Annotated in this window: 13 protein-coding genes; 8 read left to right on the top strand and 5 right to left on the bottom strand. The window is 67.6% G+C overall.

Features of this window, described 5'->3' with window-relative positions; genetic code table 11:
* Positions 1-11 precede the first annotated feature (11 nt).
* Genes sufD through ACFW6D_RS06145 form a run of 3 tightly spaced genes read right to left on the bottom strand, consistent with a single transcriptional unit; the run spans position 12 to position 3,417 of the window.
* Complete coding sequence (gene sufD, locus ACFW6D_RS06155; RefSeq protein WP_379325294.1) at positions 12-1,190, bottom strand: Fe-S cluster assembly protein SufD; 1,179 nt, start codon at positions 1,188-1,190, stop codon at positions 12-14.
* Positions 1,190-2,626: a Fe-S cluster assembly protein SufB gene (sufB, locus tag ACFW6D_RS06150; protein ID WP_379325292.1), complete on the bottom strand. Its 1,437-nt coding sequence runs from the start codon at positions 2,624-2,626 to the stop codon at positions 1,190-1,192. Before sufB ends, sufD begins: the two co-directional genes overlap by 1 nt.
* Complete coding sequence (locus tag ACFW6D_RS06145; protein WP_379325290.1) at positions 2,623-3,417, bottom strand: helix-turn-helix transcriptional regulator; 795 nt, start codon at positions 3,415-3,417, stop codon at positions 2,623-2,625. Before ACFW6D_RS06145 ends, sufB begins: the two co-directional genes overlap by 4 nt.
* A 345-nt stretch (positions 3,418-3,762) precedes the next feature.
* Here ACFW6D_RS06145 and ACFW6D_RS06140 point away from each other — a divergent pair, with 345 nt between their 5' ends.
* The 5 genes from ACFW6D_RS06140 to ACFW6D_RS06120 all read left to right on the top strand — a co-directional run bounded on the left by ACFW6D_RS06140 (position 3,763) and on the right by ACFW6D_RS06120 (position 9,492).
* Positions 3,763-4,692: a rhomboid family intramembrane serine protease gene (locus ACFW6D_RS06140; protein WP_379325288.1), complete on the top strand. Its 930-nt coding sequence runs from the start codon at positions 3,763-3,765 to the stop codon at positions 4,690-4,692.
* Positions 4,693-4,795: 103 nt separating this feature from the next.
* Positions 4,796-6,514: a polyprenol phosphomannose-dependent alpha 1,6 mannosyltransferase MptB gene (gene mptB, locus ACFW6D_RS06135; RefSeq protein ID WP_379325286.1), complete on the top strand. Its 1,719-nt coding sequence runs from the start codon at positions 4,796-4,798 to the stop codon at positions 6,512-6,514.
* Positions 6,515-6,587: 73 nt separating this feature from the next.
* Positions 6,588-7,520 (top strand): ABC transporter ATP-binding protein, encoded by a 933-nt coding sequence (locus tag ACFW6D_RS06130; RefSeq protein WP_379325284.1) that lies wholly within the window; start codon positions 6,588-6,590, stop codon positions 7,518-7,520.
* The gene (locus tag ACFW6D_RS06125; RefSeq protein WP_379325282.1) at positions 7,517-8,296 is read left to right on the top strand and encodes an ABC transporter permease; all 780 of its coding nucleotides are present in this window, start codon (positions 7,517-7,519) and stop codon (positions 8,294-8,296) included. The genes ACFW6D_RS06130 and ACFW6D_RS06125 overlap by 4 nt, the downstream gene beginning before the upstream one ends.
* Before the next feature lie 224 nt (positions 8,297-8,520).
* Positions 8,521-9,492 carry a heme A synthase gene (locus ACFW6D_RS06120; RefSeq protein ID WP_379237924.1) on the top strand — a complete coding sequence of 324 codons (972 nt, stop codon included), beginning with the start codon at positions 8,521-8,523 and terminating at the stop codon, positions 9,490-9,492.
* Positions 9,493-9,581: 89 nt separating this feature from the next.
* Here ACFW6D_RS06120 and ACFW6D_RS06115 read toward each other — a convergent pair whose 3' ends face one another.
* Positions 9,582-9,947 (bottom strand): hypothetical protein, encoded by a 366-nt coding sequence (locus ACFW6D_RS06115; protein ID WP_379325280.1) that lies wholly within the window; start codon positions 9,945-9,947, stop codon positions 9,582-9,584.
* 76 nt (positions 9,948-10,023) lie between these two features.
* Here ACFW6D_RS06115 and ACFW6D_RS06110 point away from each other — a divergent pair, with 76 nt between their 5' ends.
* Positions 10,024-10,989, top strand: coding sequence for a quinone oxidoreductase family protein (locus ACFW6D_RS06110; protein ID WP_379325278.1), 966 nt, complete (start codon positions 10,024-10,026; stop codon positions 10,987-10,989).
* Between the two features lie 185 nt (positions 10,990-11,174).
* Here ACFW6D_RS06110 and ACFW6D_RS06105 read toward each other — a convergent pair whose 3' ends face one another.
* A complete protein-coding gene (locus ACFW6D_RS06105; RefSeq protein WP_379325276.1) occupies positions 11,175-12,167 on the bottom strand; it encodes a heme o synthase in 993 nt (330 codons plus the stop codon).
* 443 nt (positions 12,168-12,610) lie between these two features.
* Here ACFW6D_RS06105 and tkt point away from each other — a divergent pair, with 443 nt between their 5' ends.
* Both tkt and tal read left to right on the top strand, forming a co-directional pair.
* Entirely contained in the window at positions 12,611-14,752 is a 2,142-nt protein-coding gene (tkt, locus tag ACFW6D_RS06100) for a transketolase (RefSeq protein ID WP_379325274.1), read from the top strand.
* A gap of 4 nt (positions 14,753-14,756) precedes the next feature.
* Positions 14,757-15,890, top strand: a complete 1,134-nt coding sequence (tal, locus tag ACFW6D_RS06095; protein ID WP_379325272.1) for a transaldolase — start codon at positions 14,757-14,759, stop codon at positions 15,888-15,890.

The following is a 15,890-nucleotide window of genomic DNA, read 5'->3' as shown; positions in this document are numbered from 1 at the left end:
GTAAGTGGGTGTCAGATGCCGACAGTGGCGAGTTCGGCCTCGATGGCCGCCTCGAGCCGCTCTCGGACCTCGGGGACCGTGACCTTCTGGATGATCTCGAAGAAGAAGCCACGCACGACCAGTCGGCGGGCGACGTCTTCGGGAATGCCACGAGCGCGCAGGTAGAACAGCTGCTCGTCGTCGAAACGGCCGGTGGCACTGGCGTGTCCGGCACCGGCGATCTCGCCGGTCTCGATCTCCAGGTTCGGCACCGAATCGGCGCGCGCACCGTCGGTGAGCACCAGGTTGCGGTTGGCCTCGTAGGTGTCGGTGCCCTCGGCGGCGGCGCGGATCAGCACATCGCCGATCCAGACCGTGCGAGCGTCACCCTTCGGGGACTTCGGATCACCCTGCAGCGCGCCCTTGTACAGCACATTGGACTTGCAGTTGGGCTCGGCGTGATCGACCAGCAGACGCTGCTCGAAGTGCTGACCGGCATCGGCGAAGTACAGACCGAACAGCTCGGCGAAGCCACCCGGACCGGCGTAACGCACGGTGCCCGACAGGCGAACCAGGTCGCCGCCCAGCGTGGCCGACACGTGGCGCAGGTTCGCGTCACGGCCCAGCTTCAGGTGATGCGCGGTGACGTGCACGGCGTCTTCGTTCCATTCCTGGACCGCGACGACGGTGAGCTTGGCGCTGTCACCGAGCACGAATTCGACGTTCTCGGCGTAGGTTCCGCTGCCGCGCTGGTCGATGACCACGGTGGCGACGGCGAAGTTGTCCAGGCGGATCTGCAGGTGACCGTAGGCGGTCTTGCCCTCACCGGGACCGGTGATGGTGACCGTAACCGGGTCCGACACTTCGGTTTCCGGGCCGACCGTGATCACGGTCGCCTCGGAGAAGCCCGAATAGGCCTGGGCGGCAACACGATCGGCGGGGGTACCGGCCTGGCCGAGGCGAGAGTCGGTGCGGCCCACCGTTTCCACGGTGACACCGGCGACTTCGCTCACCTCGACTCCTGCGACACCATCGGCAACGGCGGTGCCGTCGTGCAGGCCGCGCAGGCGGCGCAGCGGGGTGAACCGCCACGCCTCGTCGCGACCCGACGGGATCTCGAACTGGTCGACATCGAACGAGGTGAAGACCTCGCCCTTGTTGACCGCGGCGCCCGCGCCAGGGTTCTGGATCGGCGTCTCGAGCGTCGACATCAGCCCACGGCCCCTTCCATCTGCAGCTCGATGAGCCGGTTCAGTTCCAATGCGTATTCCATCGGCAATTCCTTGGCGATCGGCTCGACGAAGCCACGCACCACCATCGCCATCGCCTCGTCCTCGGTCATGCCGCGGCTCATGAGGTAGAACAGCTGCTCCTCGGAGACCTTCGAGACCGTGGCCTCGTGACCCATCGTCACGTCGTCCTCGCGGATGTCGACGTAGGGGTAGGTATCCGAGCGGCTGATGGTGTCGACCAGCAGCGCGTCACACTTCACGGTCGACTTGGAACCGTTGGCGCCCTTGTTGATCTGGACCAGACCGCGGTACGACGCGCGACCGCCACCACGCGCCACCGACTTCGACACGATGGTCGAGGAGGTGTGCGGGGCCAGGTGCAGCATCTTGGCGCCGGTGTCCTGGTGCTGGCCGGGGCCCGCGAACGCGACCGAGAGGACCTCGCCGTGCGCGTGCTCGCCGGTCATCCAGACCGCCGGGTACTTCATGGTCACCTTGGAGCCGATGTTGCCGTCGACCCACTCCATGGTGGCGCCGGCCTCGGCCTTGGCCCGCTTGGTGACCAGGTTGTACACGTTGTTCGACCAGTTCTGGATGGTCGTGTAGCGGCAGCGGCCGCCCTTCTTCACGATGATCTCCACGACCGCCGAGTGCAGTGAGTCGGACTTGTAGATCGGGGCGGTACAACCCTCGACGTAGTGGACGTAGGCGTCCTCGTCGACGATGATCAGCGTCCGCTCGAACTGGCCCATGTTCTCGGTGTTGATCCGGAAGTAGGCCTGCAGCGGGATGTCGACGTGCACGCCCGGCGGCACGTAGATGAACGAGCCACCCGACCAGACGGCGGTGTTGAGCGCGGAGAACTTGTTGTCACCGGCGGGGATCACCGAGCCGAAGTACTTCTGGAAGATCTCCGGGTGCTCCTTCAGCGCCGTATCGGTGTCGAGGAAGATCACGCCCTGCTGCTCCAGATCCTCACGGATGGAGTGGTAGACGACCTCGGACTCGTACTGCGCGGCGACACCGGAGACCAGACGCTGCTTCTCTGCCTCGGGGATGCCCAGCTTGTCGTAGGTGTTCTTGATGTCCTCGGGCAGGTCTTCCCAGCTCTCGGCCTGCTTCTCCGACGAACGCACGAAGTACTTGATGTTGTCGAAGTCGATGCCACCGAGATCGGAACCCCAGTTCGGCATGGGCTTGCGATCGAAGATGCGCAGCGCCTTGAGGCGCACGTCCAGCATCCACTCGGGTTCGCTCTTCTTCGCCGAGATATCGCGGACGACGGCCTCCGACAGGCCACGTTGTGCGCTGGCGCCGGCCACATCGGAGTCGGACCAGCCGTAACCGTAGGTGCCCAGCGAGGCGATGGTTTCGTCCTGGGTGAGCGGTTGCACCTGGTCGGTAGGGGTCGTCATTCGGCACTCCTTCCGGAGTCGTTCGTACGTCCCGCCGCGGGCTGTGCGGCGGATGGGATCTTCGGCACCGCGACCAGCGGTACGTGGGTGGTGCAGGCGCAATCGCCGTTGGCGATCGTCGCAAGTCGCTGCACGTGGGTGCCGAGCAGGTCGCGGAAAGCGTCCAATTCGGCGGCGCACAACTGGGGAAACTCTTCGGCCACATGCGCAACCGGGCAGTGATGCTGACAGATCTGCACACCGGCGCCGACCTGACGGGTGGTGGCGGCGAAACCGGCTTCGGCGAACGCTTCCGCGATCTCCTCGACTTTGGCCTCGATCACCGGCGCGGTGTGGTCGGCGACGGGCTCGATGCCCTCGACGATCACCCGAACCCGCTTGCGGGCGAATTCCGCGATCGCGGCGTCGCCACCGATCTCGCCGAGCTGACGAATCGCCGCCCCGGCCAGATCGTCGTAGGCGTGGCCGAGATTGCCCCGGCCCGCCGCGGTGAGCTGGTACTGCTTGGCAGGCCTGCCGCGACCCTTCTGCTGCCACGGCGCCGAACGGCTCGCCCGAGCCTGGCCTGCGTCGATGAGCGCGTCGAGGTGCCTGCGCACCCCGGCGGGCGCGAGGCCGAGTTCGGTGCCGATCGCGGTGGCGGTGATCGGACCCTGTTCCAGGAGCAACTGGACGATGGCCGCCCGGGTCTGCCCCTCCTGCGCGGCCACCGCGGGCACAGCAGACGACCGAGCGCCGGCCGTCTTACGACCGCCACTTTCCACGTCTGTCCGCAAACCCACGGTTTTCACAACACCAGTGTGGCGGAATTGCTTCCCTAAATCTAATAAGGGTCACCTGACAAAGGGTGCCCTGACCTGCGATGAAGATCATCCGAGCATTCCCCCGACCGGTAAAACCCCAGGTGCGGACCCTGCGGACCGATCGCCGATGCTAGACCGGGTGACCCATCGCACAGGCCGCTCACCTGGACTACTCGGCTCGCAGCAACGCCGACGCCGACGCCGGACAGTGCGCAATCACGCTCTCACGGCGTTGCTCGGCGACGATATTCACACCGCGATTTTGCGATCGACCGTCCAACTTCCCGGTAGCGAACGCGGCGAGCGGGGGTCGGGGTCTGGCACGATGGCAGGGTGTCGAACCCGCTCACACCCACGTGTGTCCGTCATCCCGATCGGCCTACCGGACTCGCGTGTACGCGATGCGGTCGGCCTGCCTGTCCCGAGTGCCTGCGACCGGCTTCGGTCGGGCAGCACTGCGTCGACTGCGTGCGGCAGGGACAGCAGGATGTGCGACCGGTGCGGACCGTCAGCGGTGCGCGCCAAGGCGGTGCGGTCCCCTATGTGAGCTATGGGTTGATCGCGATCAACGTGCTGGTCTATGTGATCACCGCGGCGCAGGCCGGTAGCCCGATGGACAACTATCGCGGGTCGTCGGTGTTCCGGGAGTTCGTGCTGGTGCCGCTGCTGGTGGCCGACGGCGAGTGGTGGCGGGTGCTCGGGTCGGGGTTCCTGCATTACGGCGCTATCCATCTGCTGGTCAATATGTTCGCGCTGTATGTGGTGGGGCGCGACCTCGAACAGGTGCTCGGCCGGGTCCGGTTCGCGTGTGTGTATCTCGTGTCGCTGCTGGGTGGGTCGGCGGCGGTGATGGTGTTGTCGGACTCGATCACGGCGACGGCCGGTGCGTCCGGTGCGGTGTACGGCTTGTTCGGTGCGGTGACGGTGACGCTGATCCGGTTGCGGCAGAGCCCGACTCCGATGCTGGTGGTCATCGGCGTGAACGTGCTGATCAGCTTCTCGATCCCGGGGATCTCGCTGTGGGGCCACCTCGGCGGTCTGGCGGCGGGCACATTGAGCGCGCTCGGCATCCTGTTCGTGCCGACCTGGCTGAAGGCCCGTGATCAGCCGTCCGCGCAGCGCATCGGCTGGGCGGCGCTCGGCGCGGTCGCGGTGATCTGCGTTGGCGTGATCATCGCCGCCGCGCTCTCGTTGCGCTCGCAGCCGGTGCTGGTGGGAGCACCGGTCGTCACCGCGCCTACCGCTGTCGAAGTACCGAGGTAGTTCGCTCCGACCGGGCGAAACCTGGCGAGCTTCGCCGTCGCGACGACCGTGCGCGAACGACTGACGAACCCCGGCGCGCCCGCGCACACTAGGCTCTGACTTCGTGGCGGTACTGGAGGGCGCGGCGCGCAAGACACTGGCGTTCGGGCGGCGAGCTCTCGGGCTCGATGTGTCGACGCCCGATCACACCGTCGCGGTGCTGCACCGCGACGAGACCGAGGTGCCTGGACTCGACAAGCGCGAACGCGCCCAACTGGACCGGATCCGATTGATGGGTGCGACCGGCGCGGTGCTGATGGCGATCGCGGCGCTGGGCATCGGCGCCCAACCGGTGCACCAGAATCCGGTCTCGGGCGTGCGGGTGCTCGGCATCTTCGCGCGAGCGCACACCGGATCGCTGGCCATGTGTATGTTCGGCACCGCGTTGGTGATCGGCGCGTGGTTGCTGTTGGGGCGCTTCGCGATCGGCGGGCTGGCGGGGTCACCGCTGCACCGGCTGAGCCGCTCGCAATTGGATCGCACGTTGCTGCTGTGGATCATTCCGCTGTCGGTGGCGCCGCCGATGTTCAGCAACGATGTCTATTCCTATCTGGCGCAGAGTGAGATCGCCGCCCGTGGCATCGATCCGTATTCCGAGGGACCGGTCGCCGGACTCGGGATCGATAATGTGCTGACCAACAATGTGCCGACGATCTGGCGGGATACACCCGCGCCGTACGGGCCGTTGTTTCTGTGGATCGGCCGCGGGATAGCGGAACTGACCGGGGAGAACATCATCGCCGGGGTGTGGGCGCACCGGTTGCTGGCGTTGGCGGGGGTCGCCTTGATCGTGTGGGCGCTGCCGCGGTTGTCGGTGCGATGCGGAGTGGCGCCGGTGAGTGCGTTGTGGCTCGGTGCGGCCAATCCGCTCGTACTCCTCCACCTGGTCGGCGGCGTGCACAACGACGCACTGATGCTCGGCTTGATGCTTGCCGGTGTGGAGTTGACGCTGCGCGCGATCTACGGCGAAGGAGGAAGACCCGACCAGCTGACGGCAACGAATCGGCCGCCCTTCGACGGCCGCGCCTACGGCCTGCTGATCGGCGGCGCCATAGTGATCACCCTGTCGTCCTCGTTCAAACTCACCTCGATCATCGCGCTCGGCTTCGTCGGCATGGCACTGGCCAGGCGTTGGGGCGGCACCTTCACCTCCCTCCTCAAGTCGGCGACGATGTTGGGCGTAATCGCCGTGGCGACAACACTTTTCATCGGAATCATCAGCGGGCTCGGCTTCGGCTGGGTCCACACCCTCGGTGTCGCGGGCGCGGTGCGCAGTTGGATGTCACTGCCGACCATCGTCGGGATCGTCACCGGATTCGGCGGCGTTCTGCTCGGCCTGGGTGACCATACGACCGCACTGCTGTCGATCACCCGCCCGATCGCGGGTGCGGTGGCAGCGTTCATCACCGTCCGCATGCTCGTCGCCACCGGCATGGGCCGACTCCATCCGGTCGGCGCGCTCGGTGTCTCCCTCGCGGCGATCGTGCTGCTGTTCCCGGTGGTCCAACCCTGGTACCTGCTGTGGGCGATCGTGCCGCTGGCAGCGTGGGCGACACAACCCGCCTTCCGGATCCCCGCCATCGCCTTCTCGGCGATTCCCTCGATGCTGACGATGCCGCGCGGCGCGGAATTCCAGGTCTTTCAGATCGTCGGGGCCGCACTCGCCGCCGTGATCTGCTTCGCGCTGTTCTTCGCGCTCACCCGGCACACCCTGCCCTGGCGGGCGCAGCCGGGGGTGTCGGCTCCGTCACAGGAGGGCACGGCTTACCGTGTGAACTCGTGAGGGAGCGCAGCGAGCGAACCAATGGCGCAGCACAAGTTGGCGCGACGGAGCCGAGCGCTAGCGAGGCGCAGTTGTGACAAGTCGCCCAGGACCGGCCGTTAGCGTCGACGGTGTGGTCAAGCGCTATGGCGAGACCACCGCGGTGGACGGTCTCCGATTCGACGTCGAGCGGGCGCAGGTGTTCGCGCTGCTCGGCCCCAACGGCGCAGGCAAGACGACCACCGTCGAGATGTGTGAGGGCTTCGTGCGCCCGGACGCGGGCTCGGTCCGTGTCCTCGGACTCGACCCGATCGCCGATTCCGAGCAATTGCGGCCGCGCATCGGTGTGATGCTGCAGGGCGGCGGCGCCTATCCCGGTGCCCGCGCGGGCGAGATGCTCGACCTGGTCGCGGCCTATTCCGCCGATCCGATCGACCCCGACTGGCTGCTGTCGACGCTGGGCCTGCAGGACAGTCGCCGCACTCCTTATCGACGCCTGTCCGGTGGTCAGCAGCAGCGGCTCGCGCTCGCGTGCGCACTGGTGGGCAGGCCCGAGATCGTGTTCCTCGACGAACCCACCGCCGGTCTCGACGCCCAGGCCAGGCTGATCGTCTGGGAGCTCATCGACGCTCTGCGCCGCGACGGCGTCAGTGTCGTGCTCACCACGCACATGATGGACGAGGCCGAGCAACTCGCCGACCACCTCGTGATCATCGATCACGGCCGGATCGTCGCCCAGGGCACACCCGCTGAGGTCACCGCGCACGGCGCGGCGGGTCAGCTGCGGTTCTGCGCCCCACCGAAACTCGATATCGCGCTGTTGAAATCGGCTCTGCCGGAAGGCTTCTCACCACACGAGACGACACCGGGGATGTACCTGATCGAGGGCGAGATCACCCCGCAGGTGCTGGCCACGGTCACCGCGTGGTGCGCCAGGATGGACGTGCTCGCCACCGACATCCGCATCGACCAGCGACGCCTGGAAGACGTTTTCCTCGAACTGACCGGACGGGACCTGCGCGGATGAGCGAGACCACCAGCCGTTTCCTGCCCGGCACGTTCGCCCCCGACCCGCGGCCCGCCTCCCGGGCCACCATGCTCACCGCGCAGACCGCGCTCGAGCTGAAACTGTTGTTGCGCAACGGCGAACAGCTGCTGCTCACCATGTTCATCCCGATCACGCTGCTCATCGGGCTCACCCTGCTGCCGTTCGGCGACCTGGGCGAGCACCGGGTGGACCGGATCGTGCCGATGGTGATGATGACCGCGGTGATGTCGACCGCGTTCACCGGCCAGGCCATCGCCGTCGGCTTCGACCGCCGCTACGGCGCCCTCAAACGGCTCGGTGCGACACCGCTGCCCCGCTGGGGTGTGATCGCGGGCAAATGCGCGGCCGTGCTGATCGTGGTGGTGCTGCAGGCGATCCTGCTCGGGGCGATCGGTGTCGCGCTCGGCTGGCGACCCGGCATCGGCGGACTCGCGCTCGGTGCACTGGTGATCGCGCTCGGCACCGCCACCTTCGCGGCGATGGGTCTGCTGCTCGGCGGGACGCTCAAGGCCGAAGTCGTGCTGGCGCTGGCCAACATCCTGTGGTTCATCATGCTCGGCATCGCCAGCCTGGTCCTCGTCGATTCTTTGCCCACCGCACTCACCGTCATCGCCCGGCTCATCCCGTCCGGTGCGTTGGCGTATGCACTGGATGCGGCCCTGACCGGGTCGATCGACTGGTTCGGTGTAGCCGTGCTCGCGGCGTGGGGCCTCGTGTGCGGATGGCTCGCGACCCGACTGTTCCGGTTCCACTGACGCCCGGTCGATCGACTGGCGGGGCGGCCGCGTTCGCGGCATGGGCCTCCTGTGCGGATGGCTCGCGACCCGACTGTTCCGGTTCCACTATCGACCGGCGGTGCTCGAAGCGTGGCTGGTGTGCGGGTCTCAGCACGACTGTTCAGGATGCACTGACGTGACCAACGACGCACTGTAGTAGCCCGGGTATCAGCGTAGAAATGACGGCCGGTACCATTCCTGACGTGCTGTATCGCGCCTTCGTTGGCCTCGTCGACCGGCTGCCGCTCCCCTCGCTGCGGGTGCAGCGGCTCATCGCCATCGCGGTGATCCTGAGCCAGGCCGGCATCTCCGTGACCGGCGCCATCGTGCGCGTCACGGCCTCCGGCCTCGGCTGCCCCACCTGGCCGCAGTGCTTCCCCGGCAGCTTCACCCCCATCGGGGTGTCGGAAGTGCCGGTCATCCACCAGACCGTGGAATTCGGCAACCGCCTGCTCACCTTCGCGGTGACACTGTGCGCGGCGCTGATCGTGATCGCGGTCGTGCGCGCCCGGCGACGCAAGGAGGTCCTCGTCTACGCGTGGCTGATGCCGGGCGGCACGGTGGTGCAGGCGATCATCGGTGGCATCACCGTGCGCACCGGGTTGCTGTGGTGGACGGTGGCCGTGCACCTGCTCGCCTCGATGGCGATGGTGTGGCTGGCCGTGGTGCTCTACGCCAAGATCTGCGAACCCGACGACGGCATCGAGACCGTCCAGGTGCCCGCTCCCCTGCGCTGGCTCACCGCGCTGAGCGGGGTGGCGCTGGCGGGCGTGCTGATCGCGGGCACCCTGGTCACCGCCGCGGGTCCGCACGCCGGGGACAAGAGCATCGAACGGCAGGTCGAACGCCTGCAGGTCGAGATCGTCACCCTGGTGCACCTGCATTCCCAGTTCCTGATCGGCTACCTGGCGCTGCTCATCGGGCTCGCGTTCGGGCTCTACGCCGTCGGGATCACCCCGGCCATCCGCAAGCGGCTGTTCGTGCTGCTCGCGCTCGTACTCGCCCAGGGCCTCGTCGGTGTCGTGCAGTACTTCACCGATGTCCCCGCCGCGCTCGTGGCCATCCACGTCGGCGGAGCCGCGGCCTGCACCGCGGCGACCGCCGCACTATGGGCGTCCCTGCGGACTCGCGAGAACATCGCCGCGCCTGCCGTGCCGCAGCCTTCCGTGCACTGAGCGGGCCTGCACCGCCTCGACCCGCCGTCTCCGAACAACGAAAAAGCCCGCGTCGCAGTGCGATTCGCGGGCTTTACTCGTCAGCGCCGTTAGGCCCCTACGAACAACTTCCAGTTACGCGCCTTCGGGAACTTGGTCTGATGCGCGACCCAAGCCGCCATCTTGTCCCAGTGCTTCGCGGTCGGGGTGACGATCGAGCCCAGCTCACGGCTCCACTCGTCGGTCTCGGCAAGCCCGTCGACCCGCTCGACGATGGCCTTCGCGGTCGCCATATCGCCGACCACCCGATCGCCGAGGATGCCGTCGGCGCCGACCAGGGTGATGCGCACACCCTGCTTGCCGATGTACTGCAGCACGGCCGTGCCCGAACCACCGTGCCGGGCGACGAATTTCACGATGGACTTCTCGACCTCGGCCGGCACCTTCACGGCCTCGGGGGCGGCGGTTGTACTCATGCGCCGTAGTTTACCGGCCGGTAGTTTCCAGTCCAGCCCCGAGTGGTCCGGAACACGAGGTGTAGAACAGAGACTCATGCGCGCGATTCAGGTTTCCGAGCACGGTGGTCCCGAGGTTCTGCAGTACGTGGAGGTGGCCGACCCGTCGGCCGGTCCCGGTCAGCTGCTGGTCGAGACGCAGGGTGTGGGCGTCAATTACATCGATATCTACTTCCGCACCGGCCTCTATCCGCAGGCGACGCCCTATATCCCCGGCTCCGAGGGCACGGGCATCGTGGTGGCGATCGGCTCCGACGTCACCGAATTCGCGATCGGCGACCGCGTCGCCTGGGCATCAGCGCCCGGAAGTTACGCGGAATTGGTCGCGGTGGACGAAGCCGTCGCGGTGAAGGTGCCCGACGATGTCGACCCCACGGTTGCGGCCGCCGCGCTCCTGCAAGGCATGACCGCCCACTATCTGACCGAATCGGTGTTCTCCCCCGAGCCCGGCGATCCGGTCCTCATCCACGCGGGCGCGGGCGGCGTAGGCCTGCTGCTCACCCAGATGGTCGTCGCGAAGGGCGCCCGGGTGATCACCACGGTCTCCACCGATGCCAAGGAGAAACTCTCCCGCGAAGCGGGCGCCACCGACGTCCTGCACTACGGTGACGACCTCGCCGCCCGAGTCCGCGAACTCACCGACGGCATCGGCGTCGCCGCGGTCTACGACGGCGTCGGCGCCAGCACTTTCGAAGCCAGCCTCGCCTCCCTGCGCGTCCGCGGCACCCTCGCACTCTTCGGCGCGGCCAGCGGAGCCGTCCCGCCCTTCGACCCCCAGCGTCTCAACCCCGCCGGTTCGCTGTGGCTCACCCGTCCGTCCTTGGGCGCCTACACCCGCGACCGCACCGAATTCCTCTGGCGCGCAACCGATGTCTTCGACTGGATCGCCGCAGGCACCCTGAACCTGCGCATCGGCGCCACCTACCCGCTGGCCGACGCCGCCGAGGCTCAGCGCGACCTGGGCGCCCGCAAGACCACCGGCTCGATCGTCCTGCTGCCGTAATCCACGCCGAGAAAGCGCTCACCGTTCACCAGTCATCGAATCCGTCGGATTTCCGACCGTTCGCGCGATCAGTGAACGATGAGCGCGGTTCTGGCAGCCGGTCGGCGGCGCGACCAGCGGGCCCGAAACAGTCCAGAAATGACGATGGCCGGGCATCGCCGCCCGGCCACCATCACGAGAGTCTTCTACAGCCCGACGAGGCTGCCGATCGTGTCCCAGCCGAGGACCGAGTCCACAGCCAGACCGCAGAACACCACCGCGAGGTAGTTGTTCGACTGCAGGAACAGCTTGAGCGGCTTCACCGATTCGCCGCGGCGCACCCCGGCGTAGAGCTGGTGGGCCATCAGCAGGAACCAGGCGCCTGCTACCAGGGCGACGGCGGCGTAGATGACGCCGGTCGCGGGGACGAGGGCCATGGTCGCGAGCACTGTGAGCCAGGTGTAGATGACGATCTGTTTGGTGACGACCTGTTCGGTGGCGACCACCGGCAGCATCGGCACGCCGGCCGCGCGGTAGTCCTCCTTGTAGCGCATGGCCAGCGCCCAGGTGTGCGGCGGTGTCCAGAAAAAGATCACCGCGAACAGCACCAGCGCGGGCCAGCCGACTGCGCCGGTCACCGCGGACCAGCCGACGAGGGCGGGCATGCACCCGGCCGCGCCGCCCCACACCACGTTCTGCGAGGTCCGGCGCTTGAGGCCCTTGGTGTAGACGAAGACATAGAACAGGATCGTGGCGACCACGAGCGCGCCGCTGAGCAGGTTGGCCTGCCACCACAGCCAGGCGAAGGAGATCGCGCCGAGGGCGACACCGAAGATGAGAGCGTGCCTGGTGGGCACCGCGTCGCGAGCGAGCGGGCGGCGCGCGGTCCGCTTCATCACCTTGTCGATATCGGCGTCGGCCACACAGTTGAGGGTGTTGGCGCTCGCCGCGCCCATCCAGCCACCGAACAGGGTGACCAGGATCAACCGGATGTCCACATTGCCGCGGTCGGCCAGGAGCATCGTCGGAATGGTCGCGACGAGCAACAGCTCGATGACGCGAGGCTTGGTGAGCGCGATGTAGGCAAGGGGCTTGCGGACGATTCGCGCGCCGAGACTGTCGCCCGCAAGGCGGTCGGCCAGCGCCGTCGACGAAGTTCCGTGCGCACCGCTATTACCCGGCTCGTGACCGATCCGCACTGTTTCTCCTCGCACGCTGTGCTTCGCTTCGCATCCGGTAATGGAACGAGCAGCGCGCGGCTGCGGCGCGGCCACTACTACAGAGGATGGTAGACCCACTCACCTGCCGCTCCGCGCCAGACCCCCGCCACCGTGGGCGCGGTCACTACACCTCGCGACCGCCCCCTCGGACCGCACGAGGTGGTGAACCCGCATCGACGCGCAGGTGAACGGCACCGCGACCCCGCCCGCGTGCGTCGCGCCGATGCTTGACAGCGCACACCGCCGGATCCCCCCGAACCGAACTAGACTCACTGCCAGGGTTCGCGCCGATCCGGTCCAGCAGCACCACTAGGGTATTCATGAACATCGGTACGCATCCCGGCCGCGTGCGACCTGTTGAACATCATCGCCGCTGCCAAGCTATCGCCGTCGACGAAACCTAGGTCAGGAGAACCACGGTCGTGCCAGTCACCAGCGACATTCACGCCCTCACTCAGCGGAACTATCCCAGCGACTGGACGGACCTCGACACGAAGGCCGTCGACACGGCCCGCGTGCTGGCCGCCGACGCGGTCCAGAAGGCGGGCAACGGGCACCCCGGTACCGCGATGAGCCTCGCGCCGGTCGCCTACACCCTGTTCCAGCGCACGATGCGCCAGAACCCGGCCGATCCGTGGTGGACCGGGCGCGACCGCTTCGTCCTCTCGTGTGGGCACTCCAGCCTCACCCTCTACATCCAGCTCTACTTCGCCGGTTTCGGCCTGGAGCTGTCGGATCTGGAATCGCTGCGCCAGTGGGGTTCGGCGTGCCCGGGTCACCCGGAGTACCGCCACACCGCGGGCGTCGAGATGACCACCGGCCCACTGGGTCAGGGTCTGGCGTCGGCGGTCGGCATGGCGATGGCGGCGCGGCGTGAGCGTGGTCTCTACGACCCGGCCGCGGCCGAGGGCGAGAGCCTGTTCGACCACTTCATCTACACCATCGCCTCCGACGGCGACCTCGAGGAAGGCGTCACCTCGGAGGCGTCGTCGATCGCGGGCACCCAGCAGCTGGGCAACCTCGTGGTGATCTACGACGACAACGAGATCTCCATCGAAGACGACACTCTGATCGCGTTCAACGAGAACGTCGGCGCGCGCTACGAGGCCTACGGCTGGCACGTGCAGACGGTCGAGGGCGGCGAGGACATCGTCGCGATCGAGGCGGCGCTGGCCGCGGCGAAGGACGTCAAGGACAAGCCGTCGCTGATCATCCTGCGCACCATCATCGGCTATCCCGCGCCGACCAAGATGAACACCGGTGCCGCGCACGGTGCCGCGCTCGGTGCCGACGAAGTGGCCGGGATCAAGAAGGCCCTCGGTTTCGACCCGGACGCCTCCTTCGAGGTGGCGCCCGAGGTCATCGCGCACACCCGCAAGGCGCTGGTCCGCGGCCTCGAGGAGCAGGCCAAGTGGGATATCCAGTTCGCGGAATGGGCACTGAAGAACCCCGACAACCACGCCCTCTACAAGCGTCTGCAGGCCCGCCAGCTGCCCGAGGGCTGGGAGAAGTCGCTGCCGGAGTTCGAGCCGAGCGCTTCGGGGATGGCCACCCGCAAGGCGTCGGGTTCGGTGCTCGCGGCGCTGGCCGACGTGCTGCCCGAGCTGTGGGGTGGCTCGGCCGACCTGGCCGAGTCCAACAACACCACGATGCCCGGCCAGCCGAGCTTCGGCCCGACGAGCATCTCCACCAGCCACTGGAAGGCCGAGCCCTTCGGTCGCACGCTGCACTTCGGTGTGCGCGAGCACGCGATGGGCTCGATCCTCAACGGCATCGCCCTGCACGGCCCGACCCGGCCCTACGGCGGCACCTTCCTGGTCTTCAGCGACTACATGCGCCCGCCGGTGCGGCTGGCCGCGATGATGCGCACCACCGTCACCTACGTGTGGACCCACGACTCCATCGGCCTGGGCGAGGACGGCCCGACTCACCAGCCGATCGAGCACCTGGCCTCGCTGCGCGCGATCCCGGGCCTCAACGTCATCCGTCCGGCCGACGCCAACGAGACCTCGTATGTGTGGCGTTCGCTGCTCGAGCGCGGTTCCGACGAGCACCACTCGCACTATCCGGTGTTCGAGCCCGCCAAGCAGGACGGCCCGTCGGCGCTGGCGCTGACCCGCCAGAACGTGCCGACGCTGGAAGGCACCAGCTACGAAGGCGCCTCGAAGGGCGGCTATGTGCTGGCCGACGCGTCGAACGGCATCCCGCAGGTCGTGCTCATGGCCACCGGTTCCGAGGTCCACCTCGCGATCGAGGCCCGCACTACCCTGGAGTCGCAGGGTGTCGCGACCCGCGTGGTCTCGATGCCGTGTGTGGAGTGGTTCGACGCCCAGGACAAGTCCTACCGCGACGAGGTGCTGCCCCCGTCGGTGCGTGCCCGGGTGTCGGTGGAGGCCGGTATCGCGATGTCGTGGCACCGCTTCCTCGGTGACGCCGGTGAGCATGTCGGTATCGACCACTTCGGTGCGTCGGCGCCGTACCAGAAGCTGTACAACGAGTTCGGGATCACCGCCGATGCCGTCGTCGCCGCCGCACAGCGTTCGCTCGACAATGTGAAGGGGTAAAACCATGGCACAGAACGAGAATCTCGCCGCGCTCTCGGCCGCGGGCGTCTCGGTGTGGCTCGACGATCTCTCGCGTGATCGCATCCAGTCCGGCAATCTCGCCGAGCTGATCGCGACCCGCAGCGTCGTCGGTGTCACCACCAACCCGAGCATCTTCCAGGCCGCGCTGAGCGTGGGTCACGCCTACGAGTCGCAGCTGAAAGACCTTGCGTCCCAAGGGGCCGACGCCGACGCGGCGATCCGCACCATGACCACCGACGACGTGCGCGCCGCCTGCGACGTGCTCGCGCCGGTGTTCGAGGCGACCGGTGGCGTGGACGGGCGGGTGTCGATCGAGGTCGACCCGCGCTTCGCTTTCGACGCCGACAAGACCGTCGCCCAGGCGATCGAGCTGTGGAAGATCGTCGACCGTAAGAACCTGTTCATCAAGATCCCGGCCACCGAGGCCGGGCTGCCCGCGATCACCTCGGTGATCGCCGAGGGCATCAGCGTGAACGTCACGCTGATCTTCTCGGTGCCGCGCTACCGCGCGGTGATGGGCGCCTACCTCGACGGTCTGCGCAACGCCAAGATCGGTGGCCACGACCTGGCCAAGATCCACTCGGTCGCCTCGTTCTTCGTCTCCCGCGTTGACACCGAGATCGACAAGCGCCTCGAGGCGATCGGCACGCCCGAAGCCCTCGCCCTGCGCGGCAAGGCCGGTGTGGCGAATGCGCGTCTGGCCTACGCCGAGTACCAGGATGTGTTCGACGGTGGCGCGCACACCTCCACCTACAACCACCTGGCAGCACAGGGCGGCAACCGGCAGCGACCGCTGTGGGCGTCGACCGGGGTGAAGAACCCGGATTACCCAGACACCCTCTACGTCACCGAACTGGTCGGCCCGAACACGGTCAACACGCTGCCGGAGAAGACGCTGCAGGCGTTCGCCGATCATGGTGAGGTGCTGGGCGACACGCTCAGCGGGCGTGGCGCCGAAGGTGCCGCGGTGTTCGCCGAGCTGTCAGCGGTCGGTATCGATCTCGACGATGTGTTCGCGCTGCTCGAGCGCGAAGGCGTCGACAAGTTCGAGAGTGCGTGGGGTGAGCTGATCGAGGCCACCACCGGCGCACTGGGTATCGCGGCGGAGGGCAACTAA

Origin of the sequence: Nocardia sp. NPDC058705 (assembly GCF_042749305.1) — a bacterium.
In the GTDB taxonomy this organism is placed as follows: Bacteria; Actinomycetota; Actinomycetes; order Mycobacteriales; family Mycobacteriaceae; genus Nocardia.
Note: the sequence above shows the minus strand (reverse complement) of the source record. Positions and strands in the feature narration are given on the sequence as shown.

Coding starts and splice junctions, on each gene's coding strand:
- sufD (WP_379325294.1), bottom strand. CDS start 1,190: ATGTCGACGCTCGAGACGCCGATCCAGAACCCTGGCGCGGGCGCCGCG.
- sufB (WP_379325292.1), bottom strand. CDS start 2,626: ATGACGACCCCTACCGACCAGGTGCAACCGCTCACCCAGGACGAAACC.
- ACFW6D_RS06125 (WP_379325282.1), top strand. CDS start 7,517: ATGAGCGAGACCACCAGCCGTTTCCTGCCCGGCACGTTCGCCCCCGAC.
- ACFW6D_RS06115 (WP_379325280.1), bottom strand. CDS start 9,947: ATGAGTACAACCGCCGCCCCCGAGGCCGTGAAGGTGCCGGCCGAGGTC.
- ACFW6D_RS06110 (WP_379325278.1), top strand. CDS start 10,024: ATGCGCGCGATTCAGGTTTCCGAGCACGGTGGTCCCGAGGTTCTGCAG.
- tal (WP_379325272.1), top strand. CDS start 14,757: ATGGCACAGAACGAGAATCTCGCCGCGCTCTCGGCCGCGGGCGTCTCG.